The organism is Jeotgalicoccus meleagridis (genome assembly GCF_903994045.1).
GTDB classification, from domain to species: Bacteria; Bacillota; Bacilli; order Staphylococcales; family Salinicoccaceae; genus Jeotgalicoccus; species Jeotgalicoccus meleagridis.
The window spans coordinates 37,326-57,488 of sequence record NZ_CAJEWD010000004.1; the positions used below are offsets into that span (position 1 = coordinate 37,326).

At 37.7% G+C, this 20,163-nt stretch carries 24 protein-coding genes; 2 read left to right on the forward strand and 22 right to left on the reverse strand.

Annotation, left to right across the window (positions count from 1 at the left end; genetic code table 11):
* Positions 1 to 5: 5 nt before the first annotated feature.
* The 16 genes from upp to JEOSCH030_RS02710 form a co-directional block, all read right to left on the reverse strand.
* On the reverse strand, positions 6 to 635 hold the full coding sequence (gene upp, locus JEOSCH030_RS02635) for a uracil phosphoribosyltransferase (protein WP_185125072.1): 630 nt from the start codon (positions 633 to 635) through the stop codon (positions 6 to 8).
* A 62-nt stretch (positions 636 to 697) separates the two neighbouring features.
* A complete protein-coding gene (gene glyA, locus JEOSCH030_RS02640) occupies positions 698 to 1,933 on the reverse strand; it encodes a serine hydroxymethyltransferase (RefSeq protein ID WP_185125073.1) in 1,236 nt (411 codons plus the stop codon).
* A gap of 13 nt (positions 1,934 to 1,946) precedes the next feature.
* Positions 1,947 to 2,498 (reverse strand): TIGR01440 family protein, encoded by a 552-nt coding sequence (locus JEOSCH030_RS02645; protein WP_185125074.1) that lies wholly within the window; start codon positions 2,496 to 2,498, stop codon positions 1,947 to 1,949.
* Complete coding sequence (rpiB, locus tag JEOSCH030_RS02650; RefSeq protein ID WP_185125075.1) at positions 2,467 to 2,895, reverse strand: ribose 5-phosphate isomerase B; 429 nt, start codon at positions 2,893 to 2,895, stop codon at positions 2,467 to 2,469. Before rpiB ends, JEOSCH030_RS02645 begins: the two co-directional genes overlap by 32 nt.
* Positions 2,896 to 2,951: 56 nt before the next feature.
* The gene (locus JEOSCH030_RS02655) at positions 2,952 to 3,371 is read right to left on the reverse strand and encodes an arsenate reductase/protein-tyrosine-phosphatase family protein (protein ID WP_185125076.1); all 420 of its coding nucleotides are present in this window, start codon (positions 3,369 to 3,371) and stop codon (positions 2,952 to 2,954) included.
* Positions 3,364 to 4,413 carry an L-threonylcarbamoyladenylate synthase gene (locus tag JEOSCH030_RS02660; RefSeq protein ID WP_185125077.1) on the reverse strand — a complete coding sequence of 350 codons (1,050 nt, stop codon included), beginning with the start codon at positions 4,411 to 4,413 and terminating at the stop codon, positions 3,364 to 3,366. The genes JEOSCH030_RS02655 and JEOSCH030_RS02660 overlap by 8 nt, the downstream gene beginning before the upstream one ends.
* Positions 4,406 to 5,260, reverse strand: coding sequence for a peptide chain release factor N(5)-glutamine methyltransferase (gene prmC, locus JEOSCH030_RS02665; RefSeq protein ID WP_185125078.1), 855 nt, complete (start codon positions 5,258 to 5,260; stop codon positions 4,406 to 4,408). Before prmC ends, JEOSCH030_RS02660 begins: the two co-directional genes overlap by 8 nt.
* Positions 5,247 to 6,326, reverse strand: coding sequence for a peptide chain release factor 1 (prfA, locus tag JEOSCH030_RS02670; protein WP_185125079.1), 1,080 nt, complete (start codon positions 6,324 to 6,326; stop codon positions 5,247 to 5,249). Before prfA ends, prmC begins: the two co-directional genes overlap by 14 nt.
* Positions 6,327 to 6,426: 100 nt before the next feature.
* Positions 6,427 to 6,687 carry a type B 50S ribosomal protein L31 gene (locus JEOSCH030_RS02675; protein ID WP_185125080.1) on the reverse strand — a complete coding sequence of 87 codons (261 nt, stop codon included), beginning with the start codon at positions 6,685 to 6,687 and terminating at the stop codon, positions 6,427 to 6,429.
* A gap of 116 nt (positions 6,688 to 6,803) precedes the next feature.
* Entirely contained in the window at positions 6,804 to 8,096 is a 1,293-nt protein-coding gene (rho, locus tag JEOSCH030_RS02680; RefSeq protein WP_185125081.1) for a transcription termination factor Rho, read from the reverse strand.
* Between the two features lie 122 nt (positions 8,097 to 8,218).
* A complete protein-coding gene (gene glpX / locus JEOSCH030_RS02685) occupies positions 8,219 to 9,187 on the reverse strand; it encodes a class II fructose-bisphosphatase (protein WP_185125082.1) in 969 nt (322 codons plus the stop codon).
* Positions 9,188 to 9,255: 68 nt separating this feature from the next.
* Positions 9,256 to 10,524, reverse strand: a complete 1,269-nt coding sequence (locus JEOSCH030_RS02690) for a UDP-N-acetylglucosamine 1-carboxyvinyltransferase (protein WP_185125083.1) — start codon at positions 10,522 to 10,524, stop codon at positions 9,256 to 9,258.
* Between the two features lie 30 nt (positions 10,525 to 10,554).
* Positions 10,555 to 11,196: a fructose-6-phosphate aldolase gene (fsa, locus tag JEOSCH030_RS02695; protein WP_185125084.1), complete on the reverse strand. Its 642-nt coding sequence runs from the start codon at positions 11,194 to 11,196 to the stop codon at positions 10,555 to 10,557.
* A gap of 168 nt (positions 11,197 to 11,364) precedes the next feature.
* The gene (locus JEOSCH030_RS02700; RefSeq protein WP_185125085.1) at positions 11,365 to 12,963 is read right to left on the reverse strand and encodes a CTP synthase; all 1,599 of its coding nucleotides are present in this window, start codon (positions 12,961 to 12,963) and stop codon (positions 11,365 to 11,367) included.
* A 127-nt stretch (positions 12,964 to 13,090) separates the two neighbouring features.
* Positions 13,091 to 13,600, reverse strand: a complete 510-nt coding sequence (gene rpoE, locus JEOSCH030_RS02705) for a DNA-directed RNA polymerase subunit delta (RefSeq protein ID WP_185125086.1) — start codon at positions 13,598 to 13,600, stop codon at positions 13,091 to 13,093.
* A 73-nt stretch (positions 13,601 to 13,673) separates the two neighbouring features.
* Positions 13,674 to 14,504, reverse strand: a complete 831-nt coding sequence (locus JEOSCH030_RS02710) for a GNAT family N-acetyltransferase (RefSeq protein WP_185125087.1) — start codon at positions 14,502 to 14,504, stop codon at positions 13,674 to 13,676.
* 163 nt (positions 14,505 to 14,667) lie between these two features.
* On the opposite strand from JEOSCH030_RS02710, the gene JEOSCH030_RS02715 reads away from it, so the two are divergent.
* Positions 14,668 to 16,251, forward strand: a complete 1,584-nt coding sequence (locus JEOSCH030_RS02715) for a BCCT family transporter (protein WP_185125088.1) — start codon at positions 14,668 to 14,670, stop codon at positions 16,249 to 16,251.
* A gap of 68 nt (positions 16,252 to 16,319) precedes the next feature.
* Complete coding sequence (coaW, locus tag JEOSCH030_RS02720; RefSeq protein WP_185125089.1) at positions 16,320 to 17,114, forward strand: type II pantothenate kinase; 795 nt, start codon at positions 16,320 to 16,322, stop codon at positions 17,112 to 17,114.
* Here coaW and JEOSCH030_RS02725 read toward each other — a convergent pair.
* From JEOSCH030_RS02725 to JEOSCH030_RS02750, 6 genes are all read right to left on the reverse strand, one after another.
* Entirely contained in the window at positions 17,107 to 17,835 is a 729-nt protein-coding gene (locus JEOSCH030_RS02725; protein ID WP_185125090.1) for an ATP-binding cassette domain-containing protein, read from the reverse strand. The genes coaW and JEOSCH030_RS02725 overlap by 8 nt on opposite strands.
* Complete coding sequence (locus JEOSCH030_RS02730) at positions 17,816 to 18,157, reverse strand: carboxymuconolactone decarboxylase family protein (RefSeq protein ID WP_185125091.1); 342 nt, start codon at positions 18,155 to 18,157, stop codon at positions 17,816 to 17,818. The genes JEOSCH030_RS02725 and JEOSCH030_RS02730 overlap by 20 nt, the downstream gene beginning before the upstream one ends.
* 39 nt (positions 18,158 to 18,196) lie before the next feature.
* Positions 18,197 to 18,406, reverse strand: a complete 210-nt coding sequence (locus JEOSCH030_RS02735) for a hypothetical protein (protein WP_185125092.1) — start codon at positions 18,404 to 18,406, stop codon at positions 18,197 to 18,199.
* A gap of 64 nt (positions 18,407 to 18,470) precedes the next feature.
* Entirely contained in the window at positions 18,471 to 18,980 is a 510-nt protein-coding gene (locus JEOSCH030_RS02740; protein WP_185125093.1) for a GNAT family N-acetyltransferase, read from the reverse strand.
* A 79-nt stretch (positions 18,981 to 19,059) separates the two neighbouring features.
* Positions 19,060 to 19,590, reverse strand: a complete 531-nt coding sequence (locus tag JEOSCH030_RS02745) for a chromate transporter (RefSeq protein WP_185125094.1) — start codon at positions 19,588 to 19,590, stop codon at positions 19,060 to 19,062.
* Positions 19,587 to 20,132 (reverse strand): chromate transporter, encoded by a 546-nt coding sequence (locus JEOSCH030_RS02750; RefSeq protein ID WP_185125095.1) that lies wholly within the window; start codon positions 20,130 to 20,132, stop codon positions 19,587 to 19,589. Before JEOSCH030_RS02750 ends, JEOSCH030_RS02745 begins: the two co-directional genes overlap by 4 nt.
* Positions 20,133 to 20,163: the final 31 nt, after the last annotated feature.

Sequence of the window (20,163 nt, forward strand, 5' to 3'; positions counted from 1 at the left end):
TTTTATTAGCGAGTACCGAATAAACGGTCTCCTGCATCGCCAAGTCCTGGTACAATATAAGATTTTTCATTTAATTTTTCATCCAAGGCCGCAATATAGATATCAACGTCTGGGTGCGCCTCTTTTAAGACTTCTACACCCTCAGGTGCTGCAATCAAACAGATGAAACGAATTTTAGTTGCTCCATGTTTTTTGATTGCTGTGATTGCTTCTACCGCTGAAGCCCCAGTTGCAAGCATCGGATCAATGACAAAGATATCTCTATCTTCGATGTCCCCAGGGAATTTTGCGTAATATTCAACTGCTTCTAATGTTTCTGGATCACGATATAGACCGATGTGGCCGACACGTGCAGATGGTATTAATTTCAAAATACCTTCTTGCATGCCAAGACCAGCACGCAAAATTGGAACAAGGCCAAGTTTTTTACCGCTAAGTCTTTTAGCTGTCGTTTCCTGTACTGGTGTTTTAACATTGACATCTTCAAGTGATAGATCTCTAGTGACTTCATAGGCCATTAACATGCCCACTTCATCCACCAATTCTCTAAATTCTTTCGTTGATGTATTCTCATCTCGTATATAGCTCATTTTATGCTGAATCAACGGATGATCCATTACTTGTACTTTAGACATACTACTTCCTCCACTCCAGAAATTAACCGGATGATTCCATCCGGTTTATATTATAACTTACTTTATTTATATAGTGGATACTTTCCAGTCAATTTAGTTACTTTTTCATGGATTCCATTTAAATCTTCATCATTTTTCAGACGTGATAAGGTTTCCACGATAATTTCGCCAACTTCTGTCATATCTTCTGTTGTAAAACCACGAGTCGTCATAGCTGGAGTACCCAGACGAATACCACTTGTGACAAATGGTGATGCTTCATCGAATGGAATTGTATTTTTATTTACTGTAATACCAACTTCATCTAGTGCTTCTTCTGCCTGTTTACCTGTAAGTCCAAAAGCCTTAACATCTACTAAAACAATATGGTTATCTGTACCACCAGAAACAATTCGTAGTCCACCCGCTTCAAGTGCTGTAGCTAAAGCTTTGGCATTTTCAATGACTTGTTCTTGATATGCTTTAAAATCATCTTGTAAAGCTTCTCCGAATGCGATTGCCTTAGCAGCAATCACATGCATTAATGGACCACCTTGAATTCCAGGGAAGATATTTTTATCAATTGCTTTAGCAAATTCTGCAGTTGTTAAAATTAAACCACCACGTGGCCCCCTTAGTGTTTTATGTGTAGTAGATGTGACAAAATGAGCATGTGGAACTGGGTTAGGATGAAGTCCCGCTGCAACTAAACCTGCAATATGAGCCATATCCACAAGTAAGTATGCACCAATTTCGTCAGCTATTTCACGGAACTTCTTAAAATCGATTGTTTTAGAGTATGCACTACCACCTGCAACAATCATTTTAGGTTTTTCTTTAACAGCAATCTCTCTCAGCTGATCATAGTCAATCACTTCATCTTCTTTAGTCACACCATAAGAGATGAAGTTAAATAATTTACCAGAGAAGTTAACCGGAGAACCATGAGTCAAATGTCCGCCATGTGATAAATCCATCCCCAGAATTTTATCACCTGGTTCTAATACTGAGAAATAGACTGCCATGTTTGCTTGTGAGCCCGAATGCGGTTGAACGTTAGCGTGTTCTGCACCGAAGATTTCTTTGGCACGGTCTCTTGCTAAGTTTTCTACTACGTCTACGTGTTCACACCCACCGTAGTAGCGTTTCCCCGGATAACCTTCAGCATATTTGTTCGTTAAAATTGAACCTTGTGCCTCAAGTACTGCACGCGACACAAAGTTTTCACTCGCAATTAATTCAATATTATTATTTTGTCTAGCTAATTCCTTATCTATTACTTCTTGAACTTGTGGATCTTGTGATTGTATGTATGTCATTGTCATTACCCCTTTATGATTTATAATGTGCTCTCGGACCACCGATAAGTTTCGGACGTGTTCTTGCAATCGTCACATTCGCTTCACCAACAGTTTTAACTGAGGTTCTCACTGGTATGGCCACTCTTTTTAAGTGCATACCAATTAAGGTCTGCCCAATGTCGATTCCTAAATCAGCTGTAACACTGTCAACCACAACAGGGACTTCTAAATGATGATATGTGTACTCACTTAGACTGCCGCCTGCATGTTTGTGAGGGACTACCGAAACTTCTTCTAAGCCTAACTGTTCCATGGTGTGTCGCTCAGTTGTTAAAGCTCGATTTATATGTTCGCAACCTTGAATTAAAAGATGTAAATTTTTCTCTTTAGCTAGCTTTGAAATTTGTTCATAGATCACTTTTGCTGCTTGATCGGATGATGATTTACCAATGTGACCCCCTATTGTTTCCGAAGTCGAGCAACCGATTACAAGCACTTGTCCGTCATCAAAAAACTCTTGTTCATTTAAATCTTCAATTAACCGCTCTAAATCATTCTTCAATTTTACAAATTCGTCGTTCATGTCTACCACCCTCAAATTCAGTATTTAGCCATGTATCAACAATCTCTAGAGCAAGGCCCTGTCCGATTACTCTTTCACCCATTGCTAAAATATTAGAATCATTATGCTGGCGTGTTGCCTTTGCAGAAAATGTGTCATGTACTAATGCACAGCGAATGCCCTTTGTTTTGTTAGCAGTAATACTCATACCGATTCCTGTACCACAGATTAGAATACCCTTGTCGTACTCTCCAGCTGCCACTTTTTCAGCGACTGGCTTTGCGTAGTCCGGATAATCTACAGATGCTGTTGAATCCGGTCCAAGATCTGTATATTCTATACCTTGTTCACTTAAGTGTTCAGTAATTGCTTTTTTTAAATTCACGCCACCGTGATCAGATGCAATAACTAGTTTCATTAGAGCTCATCTCCTTTTCCACATTATACCTTACCTATTGACAGACTTTCAAAAATTTACTGAATTTTATTATCTATTTGATCGATATAGGAAGATATCTCTAAAAATACTCTGCGATAATCTTTTTCTTCTCCTCCATATGGATCCATAATATCTTTATTACCTTGACCTACGAAGTCAGAAAGCAGCGAAACATTCGCTTTTGGATAAAAATTTAATATAGCCTTTTTATGATTCTGACCCATCACTAGGAGTTTACTGTCTGCGATATCCTCTTGACTTAGATTTTGCGGTTTAGATGGCTTCGAAAGATTTTCTTCATCAATGATTTTTAAACTGTTTTCATTGACCGCGTCTTCTACTACAAACAAGCCACGCGACTGGATATCTAAGTCTGGAAATTTACTTCTCATGTAACTTTCAGCTAAAGGACTTCGACAAGTGTTACCTGTACAGACAAAAATGTATTTAGTCACCAGAAATCACTTCATTTCCAGTCGCTTTATATATACGATTCATCAATCCTTCTGATTCTGGGTTTTTATCAAAACCATGTATGAAAATAATGTCGACATCTGAAGTGTCCATGACACGGAGTGCTGCATAAAGATTTCTCGCAGCCTCTTTGTAAGACTGTTCGTCCCTACAAAGACTAATAAATTGCACTTCGCCATCAATAAACTCACGGCATGATTCCGGAGCAATCAAGCCAACCTTTTGATGTCTTTCAACAGGTAGTTTTGTGTTATTAGTAATACCACCTTCTATAACAATCAATGGCTGATGTGGTGCGTAATGCTTATATTTCATGCCAGGAGAGATCGGTTTATCGCTATCACCTTCAAATGATTCAACCTCTACATTTAGTACCGCTTCTAAGTCCGCTCTAGAAATGGCGCCTGGTCTAGCGATGCGGTAAGGAAATTGTGTACAGTCTAAAACAGTACTTTCTATACCATAGTCCGCTGATTCACTATCCACTACTCCGTAGACTTTATTGTTCAAGTCGTCGATTACATGATGTGCATTAGTCGGTGAAGGTTTACCACTTAAGTTTGCACTCGGTGCTGCAAGGGGCATATCCGCATGCTGAATAATTTTACGACCTACAGGATGACTTGGCATACGTACAGCCACAGAATTAAGTTCAGCAACTGCATTTGATGCTAAGTAGTCACCTACTAAGGGTAAGATAAAAGAAATTGGTCCCGGCCAAAAATGCGCCATCATTGTTTTGACTCTTTTATCGAGTGGAGGCGTAAACTTCTCAAGTTGAGCTACATCATGAATATGAATAATCAAGGGATTGTCACCTGGTCGTCCTTTAGCCTGAAATATCTTATGAATCGCTTCTGGATTTCTAGCATCTGCAGCTAGACCATATACAGTTTCTGTTGGAATAGCAACAATTTCACCGTAGGTGAATGCTGTTTTAATCTCATCTAATTTTTCCTCTAAAGAAGCTTTTTGACTCTTATTTTCTAAGTCTGAACTACTAATTTCCCAAACTTTAGTCATGCTGTTCACCCCAAGTAAAATGTAATATTCTATCGTTGCCATTAATATCTTTAATCACTTTTGCATCAGTATTCGGCCAAGTTTTTTCTATGAATCTTAGTAATGGCTGTCCTTGTGAAAATCCTATTTCAAAATACACTCGACCATTGCTCTTTAATACACTTGGTAAATTTGAAATCATTGCTTTATAGAGATAGAGTCCCTGATCTTCAGCGAATAGTGCTGTCATCGGTTCGTATTTTAAAACTGAAGGTGACATTAAATGCCTTTCTTCTTGGCTAATATACGGCGGATTTGATACTAGGATATCTAATTTAATCCCTCTTTCTATGAAAGGTTCAAATAAATCACCATGTAAATAAGTAGGTTCTATACCTTGTTCTTTTCCATTCAACTTCGCAACCTCTAAAGCTTCATATGAAATATCGCTAAGGAAGACCTGATTTTCTTGCCAGTGTTTTTGTAAAGTTAAACCAATGACGCCGCTTCCTGTTCCTATATCCGCAACTACTGAACCATTATCGTCTTCGTGTTTTAAAATGTAGTCGACTAATTCTTCGGTTTCAGGACGTGGGATTAGAGTGTCTGGTGTCACCTTGAAGTAGGCATCATAAAAATAAGCAGAGCCTAAAACATATTGGTATGGCTCATTGTTCATCACTCTTTTAAGCGCTTGTTCAAAAGCATGGAGATCAGCTTCAGGCATAGGTTCCTCACCGTGCAGCATAAGCTGTGTCAGATTCATGCCGAACATTTCTTCCATTAGAATTGATGCTAGTCGTGATTCTTTTCCAGATATACTTAAAGAGGCTTTCGCCTCTTTAAGTATATCTTTATATGGTTTCATTGCTAAGCGCTGCTAATTTAGAAGTTTGTTCTTCAATCGCTAACGCTTCAATTACTTCATCTAAATTTCCATCAATAATCTGATCTAGTTTCTGAATCGTTAAACCTATTCTATGGTCCGTCACACGATTTTGAGGATAGTTATAAGTACGAATACGCTCTGAACGATCGCCTGTACCAACCGCACTTTTACGCTTTTCAGCATACTCAGCATGTGCTTCTTGTTGCATCATGTCATAGACACGTGCTTTCAATACTTTCATCGCACGTTCTCTGTTTTTAATTTGGGATTTTTCATCTTGAGATGTAACTACAGTACCTGTTGGCAAATGGGTAATCCTTACTGCTGAGTCAGTTGTATTAACGTGCTGACCACCTGCACCACTTGAACGGTAGGTATCGATTTTAATATCTTCGTTTCTAATATTCACTTCTACATCTTCAACTTCTGGTAATACTGCAACTGTTGCAGTAGAAGTATGAATTCTGCCACCGGATTCTGTTTCAGGTACACGCTGAACACGGTGAGCCCCATTTTCAAATTTTAATTTTGAAAAGGCACCATTACCTTGAATCATAAAGCTGATTTCTTTATAACCACCATGGTCACTGTCAGATGCCTCGACAACCTCTGTACGCCAGCCTTTGTTTTCTGCATAACGAGAGTACATTCTAAATAAATCACCAGCAAAAATTTGAGCTTCATCCCCACCTGCTGCACCACGAATTTCGATAATTACGTTTTTATCATCATTAGGATCCTTAGGAATAATTAAGATTCTTAAGCGTTCTTCAAGTTTAGGCAATTCATCTTCAGAACTCGCAATTTCCTCTTCTAGCATCTCAATCATTTCACTATCATCAGTTTCAGTTAACATTTCTTTAGATTCTTCAATCGTATCTAAATGTTCTTTATAGATACGAAATACTTCAACTGTTTCTTGTATTTCGCTTTGTTCCTTGGAATACTTTCTTAACTTATCAGGATCAGATACAACGTCTGGGTCACTGAGTAGCTCAGTTAATTGGTCGTAGCGATTTTCTATAATTTCAAGTTGATCAAACATAAGAATACGTCCTTTTCTAGTCACTTTTTCGTTTCTTTATTATATCATAAAACTGGCACAAAAAAACTGCACTGAGAGACTCAGCGCAGTTGAATTTGTCTTATTGTTCGTTGCTTGATTTAAAACCGAATTTTTTGTTGAATTTCTCAACACGTCCATCTGCAGATGCAAACTTCTGACGTCCAGTGTAGAACGGGTGTGAATCAGAAGAGATATCTAAACGGATAACTGGGTATTCGTTTCCATCTTCCCACTCCATAGTTTCAGTAGAAGTACGTGTAGATCCGCTCAAGAATTTAAAATTCGTAGTAGAATCTAAAAAGATTACTTTGTTGTAATCAGGATGAATTCCTTGTTTCATAATATGTCAGCTCCTTTGCCCTGAACCATCTGGCACAGAGTTATTTGTGGCTATCACCACGCATTACTTTGCCATTATACATGTTTTAGTAGTATAAATCAATACGCTGTCTAAAATTAAATCACTGGTTTCCCTGTCTTTTGAGAGCTCAACATGCGTTCTCTTAACACATCGAAAAATTCTTCGTTATTATCTGTTGTTTTTAATATTCTTAAGAAGCGCTCTGTAAAGTCCGGAGAGTCTGTAAAGAGGTTTCTAAGCTGCCATAAAACGTCGAGTTCTTTTTTATCTAGAAGTAACTCTTCTTTTCTAGTACTTGAGCGACTGATGTCAATAGCCGGATACACTCTTCTTTCACTGAGACGACGGTCAAGGTGGAGTTCCATGTTTCCTGTACCTTTGAACTCTTCATAAATTACATCATCCATACGACTTCCTGTATCAACTAGGGCTGTGGATAGAATCGTTAAACTTCCACCAGCTTCAATATTTCTAGCTGCCCCAAAGAAATGTTTAGGACGGTGTAAACTTGCAGGATCTAACCCTCCAGATAATGTTCGTCCAGATGGAGGAATCACTAGGTTATAAGCACGAGCAAGTCTGGTAATAGAGTCCATTAGAATAATGACATCTTCTCCCATTTCAACCTGTCTCTTGGCGTGTTCTAATAATAACTCAGCTACTTTAACATGATGTTGAGGTGGTTCATCAAAAGTAGAATGAACAACATCGGCGTTTTCAACAGAACGTTCTAAATCCGTCACCTCTTCTGGGCGTTCACCAATTAACAAGATAAAGAGCTTTACATTAGGATGGTTTGTAGTAATTGCCTGGGCAATTTCTTTTAGAAGTGAAGTTTTACCGGCTTTAGGTGGGGCAACGATCATTCCACGTTGACCGAAACCAATAGGTGTAACTAAATCCATGATACGTGTAGATAAATCTTTAGGTTTATTTTCAAGTTGAATTCTTTGATCGGGGTATAGCGGAGTAAGCGCTTGGAAATGTGGACGTTTTTTAACTTCTTCTGCGTTATGACCATTAATAAAATCGACTTGTAACAATCCATAATATTTTTCATTTTCCTTAGGCTTTCTAACCTTGCCTGTAACTCTGTCGCCTTTTTTTAATTCGAACCGACGAATTTGAGATGCTGAAATATATATATCTTTCTCACCTTTAGAGAAGTTAACAGAGCGTAAGAAACCATAGCCATCCTGTTGGATATCATCCAAGATACCCTCCATATAATAATTGCCATCCTTCTCCATTTCTGCTTCTAAAATAGCAAGTACGAGTTCTTTTTTGTTTAATTTACTATAATTCGTTAGCCTTAACTGTTTTGCACGTTCAGTCAGTGCTTTAGTTGTATTATTTTTATATAAGGCATCGAATGTCTCATATTTCATATCTTGGCTTTTCTGATTGTCAGACAATATTTTCACTTCCGTTTAATAAATAGATTTACACTTATAAAATAACAAATCCTATCTTACAGTCCACCGTTGTTCTTTGTCAAAAGTCAGTATTATCAGTTATCTGTAAGGACCATGTTTGGTTTCTTTTCTATGCTATGACGGCTGTTAATAAAACGTACAGTCCCTGATTTTGCTCTCATGACAACAGAAGAAGTTTCTCTATACTTTTTATCGAACTTGACACCAGATAAAAGTTCACCAGACGTTACTGCAGTCGCTGCAAAAATCGCATCATCACCTCGGACAATATCTGAGAGTTCAAGTTTAGTATTTGGCTTTACACCCATTTTTAGACAGCGGTCTTTTTCGGCTTCATTTCTTGGCAGTAACTTCGCTTGAAAATCACCTTCTAGAGCTTTTATACCTGCAGCTGCAATGACACCTTCTGGTGCACCACCAATACCAGCGAGTATATCTACTCCAGTCCAATCAAAACACGTATTAATAGCTGCACCAACATCACCGTTGTCAAAGAGTTTAATACGTGCACCAAGCTGTCTCACACGTTCAATCAAATCTTTAGAACGCGGTCTATTGATAATCGTTACTGTCACATCTTCAACTCTTTTTCCTTTGGCTTTTGCAACCTTGTTAATGTTGTCTTCAATGGGAGCGTCGATATCAATCAAGCCACAACAGTCTGGCCCAACTGCTAATTTTTCCATATACATATCTGGTGCATGAAGTAAGTTTCCACGGTCAGCAACTGCTAGGACTGTCATAGCATTCATACCACCCTCTGCTACAATGGTAGTTCCTTCCAAAGGATCGACGGCAATATCAAGTAGAGGACCATCTTTAGTTCCTAATTCTTCACCAATGTACAACATTGGCGCCTCATCGATTTCCCCTTCTCCAATAACGACTTTACCATCCATAGGAATAGTATCAAATAAGGTACGCATAGCTTCTGTAGCACTTTGATCAGCTAAGTTTTTTTGTCCCTTACCTACCCAAGCTGCACTAGCAAGAGCCGCCGCTTCAGTCACTCTCACCAGTTCCATTGACAGTCCTCTTTCCATCTTGATTCCTCCTAAATTACCATTTCCCTTATTATAACACGATAAAAAAACTAGAATTCATTTGAATTCTAGTCTTCTTCTGTAGTATCTCTCCAAATATCTGCACCTAAGGCAGACAATTTTTTGACGATATCTGCATAACCTCGATCAATGTGGTGAACATTATGAATTGTTGTTACACCATCAGCCAAAAGTCCTGCAATGAGTAAACATGCACCTGCACGTAAATCACTTGCATAGACTTCTGCTCCTTTTAAATCAGAAGGATAAATCAAGGCACTTCCGCTCTTTTTATCAATGTGAGCATTCATTCTTGATAGCTCATCAACATGTCTAAACCTTGCTGGATAAATTGTCTCTGTAATCTTACTCACACCATCTGCTTTAAACATCAGTGGAGTGATTGGTTGTTGAAGATCGGTCGCAAAACCAGGGTACACTTGAGTTTTTATGGAGACAGGTTGATATTCGTTTGGCTTATTGATCACAACGTAATCATCATTAATTTCCAAATCGACACCCATCTCTTCTAATTTAGATGTCAGTGATTCCATATGTGTTGGAATGATGTTATTCACTCTAAAGTTTTTACCTGCTGCTGCCCCTACAACCATATAAGTGCCTGCTTCGATACGGTCAGGAATAATATTGTGTTCTGTACCGTGTAAAGCTTCAACACCTTCGATACGAATCGTATCTGTTCCTGCACCTTTAATATTTGCACCCATTTTATTTAAAAGTGATGCAACATCGACAATTTCTGGTTCTTTTGCAACGTTTTCTAAGATTGTACGTCCTTCTGCACATGAAGCGGCAAGCATCATATTAATGGTTGCACCTACAGAAACAACATCGAAGAAAATTTTAGCTCCGACTAACTTTTCAGCAGTCAGGTACATTGCACCGTGCTCATTTGTGACTTTTGCACCGAGCGCTTCGAACCCTTTGATATGTTGATCAATCGGTCTAGGTCCAAGTGGACAACCACCTGGTAGACCAATCACACACTTTTTAAAGCGAGATAGCATAGCACCCATCATATAGTAAGATGCTCTTAAAGATTGAACCTTGTTATTTGAAAGTGGCATATTGACAGCCTCTTCAGCATTTACCGCTAAAGTTGTACCATCTAATTTTGTTGTAATATTTAAATCATTTAACAAACTCATCAGCGTCTTAACGTCACTGATTTCTGGCAAGCCTTCAAGTACTACACTACCTGACGATGCCATTAAGGATGCTGGAATTAGTGCAACCGCACTGTTTTTGGCTCCGCTAATATTGACTTCTCCTGTTAGATGAGCGCCACCACGGACTTTGATCACTTCTTTAGCCATATGTTAAGCTCCTTACATTTTTACTGTAACTTATTTGTTGTTCCAGTCATTTAAGAACTGTTCGATACCTTTATCTGTCAATGGATGTTTAGTCAAAGTTTTAAGTACTTTATAAGGTATTGTTGCAATATCTGCACCACGGATTGCTGCTCCGTGCATGTGTCCTGAATTACGAATTGATGCAGCAATAATTTCTGTCTCAATGTCATGTATTGCAAAAATTGCTGCAATGTCTTCAATCAGTTGTAAACCATCTAAACCGATATCATCTAAACGTCCGATGAATGGAGATACATAAGTCGCTCCTGCACGTGCTGCTGTCAGTGCTTGAACAGTATTGAAGATGAGGGTAACATTTGTTTTGATACCTTCTTCTGATAAGACTTTAACTGCTTTCATGCCTTCTTCAGTCATCGGAATTTTAACGATAATATGCTCATGTAATTTAGCAAGTTCTCGTCCTTCATTAATCATTCCTTCTGCATCTAAAGCGATGACTTCTCCACTTACAGGTCCTTGAACTAATTCGCAAATTTCTACCAATCTTTCGTGGAAAGAAATATCTTTTTCTTTTGATACAAGTGAAGGGTTAGTTGTGACTCCACTTAAAACGCCCCACTGATGAATTTCTTTAATCTCGTCCATATTTGCTGTGTCTATAAAGTATTTCATTATTAGTCCTCCAAATGATATTAATACATCTATTATAAGGTAAGTTTTCACAAAGTGACAATGCTTTATGATTAAAGCTTGGTTTAAATTTGATTAAATTATCTTATAATCAGGAAAAAAGCTTAGTCACTAGTACTTTATTCTAGTGACTAAGCCTAATCAAACTCTTTAATTTTCAAGTGTTGCGTTAATTAAACCACTAAATAATGGATGTGGTCTAGTTGGACGTGACTGAAACTCTGGATGGAATTGAACTGCCATGTAATATGGATGATCAGCTAATTCAATCATTTCGACTAAGCGTCCATCAGGAGAAGTTCCACTAAAGATCATACCTTTTTCTTCAAGTTGTTCTTTATAGGCATTATTAAACTCGAAGCGATGGCGGTGACGTTCATGAATTTCATCTTGACCATATAGTTCTTGGGCTTTAGTGCCTTCTTTGATAATGCAAGGGAAACTACCTAGACGAAGAGTACCACCGAGATCAACGACATCCTTTTGATCAGGCATTAAGTCGATAATCGCATGTGGTGTATGTTCATCAAGTTCTGACGAATTCGCACCCGTCAATCCAACAACATTTCGTGCAAACTCAACAGTAGCCAGTTGCATACCTAGACAAATACCTAAAACTGGCACCTTGTTCTCTCTTGCATATTTAAGCGTTAAAATTTTCCCTTCAATGCCACGGTCACCAAAGCCACCAGGTACAACAATACCATCAACATCACCTAAGATGTCCTCTACATTTTGTGCTGTGACATCTTGTGAATTTATCCATTTAATATCAATGTCGGCGTGTGCCTCATAACCTGCGTGTCTTAAAGATTCAGCAACAGATAGATAAGCATCTTGAAGTTCAACATATTTTCCAACTAAGGCAATCTTAATGGTTTTATCAATTTCACTTAAGTTTTCAAGCAAGTGTTTCCAGTCTTCTAGAGCCGCTTCGCCTTCACTTTCAAGGTTTAGGTTTTCTAGGACTAAATCATCCATATCTTGATCTTGTAAGGACATGACTAATTCATATATTGATTCTTCGTCTTTAGCGTTAATCACACTTTTCTCATCGATATCACAGAATAAAGCAATTTTATCACGTAGATCCTCTGTCATCGGATATTCAGAACGCACAACAATCATATCAGGATGAATACCGAGTCCTCTTAATTCTTTCACACTATGTTGTGTTGGTTTAGTTTTCATTTCTCCAGCGGCCTTGATATAAGGAAGTAGCGTACAGTGAATAAACATGACATTCTCTTTACCAAGGTCACTTCTGAGTTGACGGATAGATTCAATGAATGGCAGTGATTCAATATCACCTGTCGTTCCACCGATTTCTGTAATGACTATGTCAGCATTCGAAGAATCTCCTGCTTTTTTAATACGTGCTTTTATCTCGTTGGTAATGTGAGGAATCACTTGGACTGTCCCACCTAAGTAATCCCCGCGACGTTCTTTTTGCAGTACTTCTGAGTATACTTTTCCTGCACTCACACTTGAATACTTACTTACATTAATATCGATAAAACGCTCGTAATGACCGAGGTCGAGGTCAGTCTCAGCCCCATCTTCGGTTACATAAACTTCACCATGTTGGTACGGGCTCATAGTGCCCGGGTCAACATTTAAATATGGGTCAAACTTTTGAATAGTAATTTTAAATCCTCTATCTTTTAAAAGTCGTCCAAGTGAAGCTGCTGTAATACCCTTCCCTAAAGATGATACAACGCCACCAGTTACAAAGATATATTTAGTCATGTTCGTCCTCCTGTATAAAATAAAAATAGCTCCCTTTCACAACTGTGAAAAGGAGCACGTTTACTAGTCCCTTTTTAAGGGAGCCCAATTAAAATATTATCACTTACAAGGAAAATGTCAATAATAATTAGTAGGCGTCTGCCTCATCGTCATATTCGTCTTCGAGTTTTTCCTTGTCATCAAATTCAATTTCTTCATCGACATCAACTTCAGCATCTGTGTCATCTTCTTCTTCGTCTTCATTACCATGAAGTGTGTCATCAATTTCTTCTATATCTTCGCCGAGTTCTTTTGCACCTGGATAGTCTTCATCGTCAATATATTCTTCTTCAGCCGCAATCTCGATCTTATGAACAGTCGGTGCAATCTTGTCGTTGATATCATCTACTGCATACCATTCACGCAGACCCCAAACACCTTCACCTGTACTCAAGAAACGTCCATCAGTGTTTAAGTCAGTGTAGAACTGAAGAATTCTGTTTTCAATCTCACTTTCAGTGTAATTGCCAATCTCTTTAAATTTGTCGATCATATCGTAGAGGTTAGAATCTTTCCCTACATCTTCCAAATATATGTGAGACATATCAATAAATGAATTTTCGTCCATCATTTCTTTAGTATAATTATCTAGTCTCATTTACGTCATCCTTTCAAGATGTAAATACCTTAGGATATGATACAAATTTTTCTCCTATCTTTCAAGGGTTAAATTAGTATCTTACCAATTTCTGATAATGATTCTCTTCACTTGTGTCATGCGGGTGAACAAAACCAGCTCTAGTAAAGATATCTGTAAGTTCACTTTCACTAACAAATACCTCAACAGTATCAACTGTTTTTAAGTATTTTCTAACTGCTGTACCTAATTGTCTGACTGCACTTTCTGCTATTCCTCTTTCACGGAATTCTTCTTCAACAAAAATATTGTTAATCAATAATTTCTTCTCTGTGATTTCTCCATCTATATGTCCTGCTACTAAGTCATCTAAAACTAAATTAAATTGAACATTAGGACTCTCTGCTTCTTCATCAAGCACAACTTTTAAGTTTGGCACATAAGATCTCGCAAGGTCTAAATAATATAATCTTTCCTTACCAATTGGACCATCTTCTTTTGTTGCGGTGTGTAAAAATCCTGCACGTTCATATAAATTCCAAGCCCCTTGGTTTTCTCCATCAACGACTAAGTACAAGTGATCAAATTGAGAGAAGTTTTCCTGAACATACACAGGTAAATATTGAGCAACCTTAGTTCCATAACCGTTACCTTGATATTGTTCATTTATCGATAAAGAACGGACATATACTACTTCGTGTGGTGTGTCGTAGCCCTCGTGTTGATAGTGTTTATGCAAGACGAAAAATCCGACAATCTTGCCATCATCCGCCACAACAATATTAGCCGTACGATTTTCATCCTTTAAAGCATCGTCTAATACATCTAGCGGTAAGCTAGAATAAATCTGTTGTTGTTCATTTAATTTGTAATCTACTAAAGCGTCTCGGTCTGTTTCTTTATACTTTCTAATTGAAATATCCATATTCGTCCCCTTTTTTGACAAGTTTCTATAGTTTGCTATTATGGCTCCATACCCTTCTTAGTGACAATTTAGACATAAATATACTAAATCCACCTCTAGAGTTTCAAGTCGTCATTGCCGGGTAGTAGATAACTAAACTACAAAATATATAGGGGGAAAACTCGTGAAGAATGAAGATAGTAATACTTCACAGCAACAAATCAATCCGGATCAACCGGAGAAATTTCAATTTAACAAACTAGGGGTTGTCTTTTGGACTGCAGCATCAATCATCATAGTCGTTTCTTTAATCGCTATGATTATTCCAAACCAGTTCCAACTTGCTTCAGAGAATGTTTATGCGTTCATCTCTGAAACCTTTAGCTGGTTCTTTTTACTATTAGTTTTTGGTTTTGGTGTCTTCCTACTATTCCTCGCCTTGTCACCATATGGTCGAGTAAAGCTAGGTGGAGACAATTCAAAGCCTGAGTTCTCATTCTGGTCTTGGGTCGGAATGCTATTCTCAAGTGGTCTCGGTGTCGGTCTTGTTTTCTACGGTGTCGCAGAACCTATGGAACACTTTATGATATCACCTTTCTTAGGTGGTCCAATACAAGATTCTGAAGCTGCACGTCTTGCTATGGGATATACTTATTTCCACTGGGGTATTTCACAGTGGTCAATATTCGGGGTCGCTGGACTCTCAATCGGTTATTTCCAATTCCGTAAAAATAGAGATGGTTTAGTATCCACTGCTTTAGAGCCATTATTTGGCCTAGATTATAATCAAAAAGCACGTAAAGCTATCGATATTTTAGCAATTATTGCTACAGTTACAGGTATGTCAACATCTGTCGGTCTTGGAATCATGCAGATGGACGGTGGTTTAGACATCGCTTTCGGTGTGCCATCTGGACCATTAACACAAATTATTTTAACAGCAGCTATGACTGGCTTATTTATATTTTCTACTGTTTCCGGTTTGAAAAAAGGTATGAAATTCCTTTCTAGTTTAAACATGGTACTCGCCTTAGTGCTCACCATTTTCATAATGGCAGTCGGGCCATTTACTTTCATCATGGAAAGTATTGTTTTAGGTCTAGGTGACTACTTAACAAACTTTGTTGGTTATTCATTACGTATGCAACCTTATTCTGAAGGCTCTTGGGTCCAAGAGTGGACAGTCTTCTATTGGGCTTGGGTAATTGCATGGAGTCCATTCATCGGTTCATTCGTTGCACGTGTTTCTCGTGGACGTAGTATTCGTGAATATGTGCTTGGTATCTTGATTGTGCCGCCAATGCTATCCTTTTTATGGGTTGGTGCTCTAGGTGGTACTGCGATTTACTCTGATTTAATGAACAATACTAATATCGGAGAAATTGTCTTAGATGATCAGACACAAGCCTTGTTCGCTTTATTTGATACCTTACCGATGTCCTGGTTCACATCAATTATTGCGATTGTATTGATATTCACTTTCCTAGTCACTTCAGCAGACTCTGCAACCTTCATTGTTGCAGGTATGAGTATAGGATCTACTGATAACCCGCCAGTTGGTTTGAAAGTATTATGGGGCTTACTTTTAGGTTTCTTAACCATCGCTTTAATTCTAGCTGGTGGTTTAACCAGTCTCCAAGCAGCGTCCTTACTCGCCGGTTTGCCGTTTGGTGTGATCTTAGTCCTGATGATTGCTTCAGTAACAAAAGGATTAAGACGCGAACCGAATAGTGCAATGCAGCGTAGACAAAAACCGAAAAAGTATTAAAATAAAAGAAGAAAAAACAGCGCTCAAGGTTTGGGCGCTGTTTCTATATATAAACTAGGAGAGGTTTTATGAAAATCGGAGTTGACGCAGGCGGTACTCTAATTAAAATGGTTCAAGTAGATGGAGACAGTAGAACATTTACAAAATATCCTTCAAAAAATGTCGATCAAGTCATTGATATGTTAAATAAAAATCACGCTGAGGATAAAGTGTTTCTAACAGGTGGTAAGGCAGAATACATGCAAGAAAATTTAAATTTCGAAGTAGAGACTTCCATTGAATTTGATGCTACTTTTCGAGGCTTAAGTATGCTTTTAGAAGAAGCAGGTTATGATTTTGACCGTTATGTATATTTAAATGTTGGAACAGGTACAAGTTTTCACCAAGCAAGTAAAACTGGTCAAAAACGAGTGGGAGGCTCAGGTGTTGGTGGAGGAACGCTAGTAGGTTTAAGTCATTTACTCACGGGCATAAGTGATTTTAAAACGATAGTTGAAAAAGCTCAACTGGGTGTTAGAGATAATGTCGATTTAAAGGTCCACCATATTTATAATGGCAGACCTACACCAATTCCTGGAGATTTAACTGCAAGTAATTTCGGTAATGTCTTAAATGGTGATGATAAGGCCAGTGATGAAGATCAACTCATCGCAGTTATCGGCTTAGTTGCTGAGACTGTCACTTCCATGGCACTCAATCTTGCAGATGCCTTTGAGACTAAAAAAATGGTCTTTATCGGTTCTACTTTACTCGATAACACAGTTATGACAGACATCATAAAAAGTTACAGTCATCTTAAGGGCGGAGAAGCGTATATTTTAGAGCGCGGTGAGTTTTCAGGTGCACTCGGTGCACTCATGTAAATATTGCTACTCGTTCGTCTTGACGCACCAAGCTTATTTCACGTGAAAAAATATTAGATAACATCTCTGAAGTTACATCATGATTAGGTACTTTGGCATTGACCACAGTGCCTTTTTTTATTGTCGTTACAGTATCAGCATAGGTCATTGCTAAACTTAAATCATGCATAGCAAGAATTACTATCTTAGTGTTACTTAATTTTTTTAATCTCGATAAAATTAAGTGCTGATAATTTACATCTAGACCTTGTTCTATCTCATCCATCATAATGACTGGCTTATCTTCCATTTCTATTTGTGCTGCTAGAGCACGTTTAAATTCACCACCACTCAAGGTGTCGACAGAACGATCCTTATCTTGTTCAAGTTTATAGTGCTTAAGATATTCATCAATGTCTATCTTATAGTGCTGCCTATTTGTAGTTAAATTGATAAACTCATGGACAGAGATCTGAAAACTTGGATTATGTTGAGGTAAATAGCTAATGATTTCTTCGGTAGAGTCTAGTTTCTGACCTTTAAAATAAAGTTCTCTATCTTTAATCGAATGACTATCATAGCCTGTTAGGCCTGTTAAAATTGAACTTTTCCCACTGCCATTCGCTCCTAATAATATATGTAGTCCTCTAGAGTACTGTACATTCTCTACCTCAACATCAAAAGAAGCTCTTTTTATCTTTAGATGTTTAATCGTTAACTCATCACTCGCTAACGGCTTCATCATATGCCTCCAAAGCCTTTCCTCCATAAACACTAGCAGGACCGCCACCCATAACGATTGAGACAACGACAATATCTGATATTTCCTCTCTTGAAGCACCGAGCTTAACTAATTTATTAACGTGATTACCAATACAGCCTTCACACTTATCTGCGATAGCATAAGTCAATGCAACGAATTCCTTCGTTTTTTCATCTAAAGCATTTGCTTTATAGCCTTCTTTTTGAAGCTTCTTAAAAGCAGACATAAAATCTTTTTGAGTCTCTTGAATTCTTCCTGTATTTTTTTGTGCTCTTTGATTTATTTCTTTAAAATTACCCATAATTACCCTCCTAAAATTAAAAAGAAAGAGAATCGTTGATCAACGATTCTCCTCTTGGTTTTTCAATGTTCTCTTTCTGTATGCTAAGAGTGCAAACACGTAAGAGATAAAAATAATCACCATGAAAATTGCAATCATTGTCAATGATAGTGGTGAAATTTCAGTATAAGTTGCCATTGTCGAAAATATAATACCAGCCGTAAATAAAGTCAGTGCAAATGCATAAATAAACACATGATTCTTTTTCATTCAATCACCTATTTCATTTATTTTCTACTTAGACTTATCATATCACGGCTAATAAATGTATAGTTTATTTTTCCAAAAAGTTCGACATATAGACTAAATCTGTATAGCCCTCTTTTAATTTCACTTGATTCTTCAGAGTACCTTCTTCTACAAAACCAAGTTTTTTGTAGAGTTTAATTGCTGCTGGATTGTTGCTAAATACTGTTAGGATGACCTTTTCAATGATGTCGTTTTTCTTAGCAAAATCTAAAGCTGCTTCAATCATTTTAGTTCCTGTCCCTGCCCCAGTAAAATCTTTTTGTAAACTGATACCGAACTGTGCAATATGTTCCATCTTCTTACGCTTATCTTGGCGCATGTTCAACATACCAATCACTCTATCGCCATCAAGCGCAACAATACCGAAATCATTCTCATCCAAAGATTTAATCGTTTCTTCTTCTTCACTAATTGTGATTGGTCGATTTTCAATCGCAGTTGCTAAAGTATCTGGGTTTTCATCTGTCACAATTTGTTTATGTTCAATAATACTTTTAGCATCAGATACTCTCATCTCACGTATTTCATATGTCATTTGTTTGTTTCCTTTCTTTTTTGAGTTTATCTATACCTCTACTATAGTACATGGCTTCAAAAAAATTAAAGTTTGTGTTTCATCGGATAAAAAGCGCACCGTAAATTAAACCGAATAGGATCACAAATGCAGGATGTAATTTAATAATTTGCAGTAGGATAAAAGACGCCACAATTAAAAATGCAGTGTGATAATAACCGGATACCTCAATAGAGTTAGTCAAAAAATCCACTACAATCATCGCCATTAAAATTGCGATGACTGGTCTGATTAAGCTCGTCAAAGTTTTGAATTTATTTGTTCCTTTGAGTTTATATAGTAGACTCGCAAGTACAACCATTACTAAAAGCGATGGAAGTACACTTGCTGCCACTGCGACGACACTGCCTAATACTCCAGCTGTTTCATAACCGATATAAGCACCCATCTTAGTCAATATTGGTCCAGGTAAGGCGTTACCTAGGGCTAAGGTTTCTGCAAATTCTCCAGTTGTCATCCAACCATATGTATCCACTACTTCTCTTTCAACTAAAGGGATAGAAGCGGGTCCACCCCCATAACCTAAAATTCCAGGTATTAAAAAAGCAAGAAATATTTCAAAATATATCATGATGTCTCCTCCTTTTTATCCTTCTGTAAAAGGCTGAGTACAATGATGATTATAATTACGATAGCCGGATGAATATTCAAGAACTCTAAAATAAATAACATACCTAAAGTAAAAGGAATTAAAAACTTCCATGTCATAGCTGATTTTGCAGTCTGTAAAAATTCAAAAGTGAGGACTGCTAGCATCACCAATACTACTGGTACAACTCCAGCACTCATGCCCTGAACCCAGTCCAAATCCTTAAAACCTGTAAATAAGGCTAAGAGAACAGTCATTAAGACTGCTGTTGGCAAAATCATTGCAACTAGGGAGTTAATTACACCTAACCATCCTTTTAATTGGTAGGTGATATAGCCTGCTACCTTGGTAATAATCGGTCCTGGTAAAACATTAGCTATTGCTAAAACGTCTTGAAACTCTTCATTTGTCATCCATTTATACTTATCAACAACTTCCAATTTCACCAAGGGAATAGAAGAAGGTCCCCCACCAAAACCGAGTAAGCCAATTCTTAAAAAAGCCTTAAAGATTTGCCAATGCATAATGCTCCCCCTATGTAAAAAGCGCCAGTAC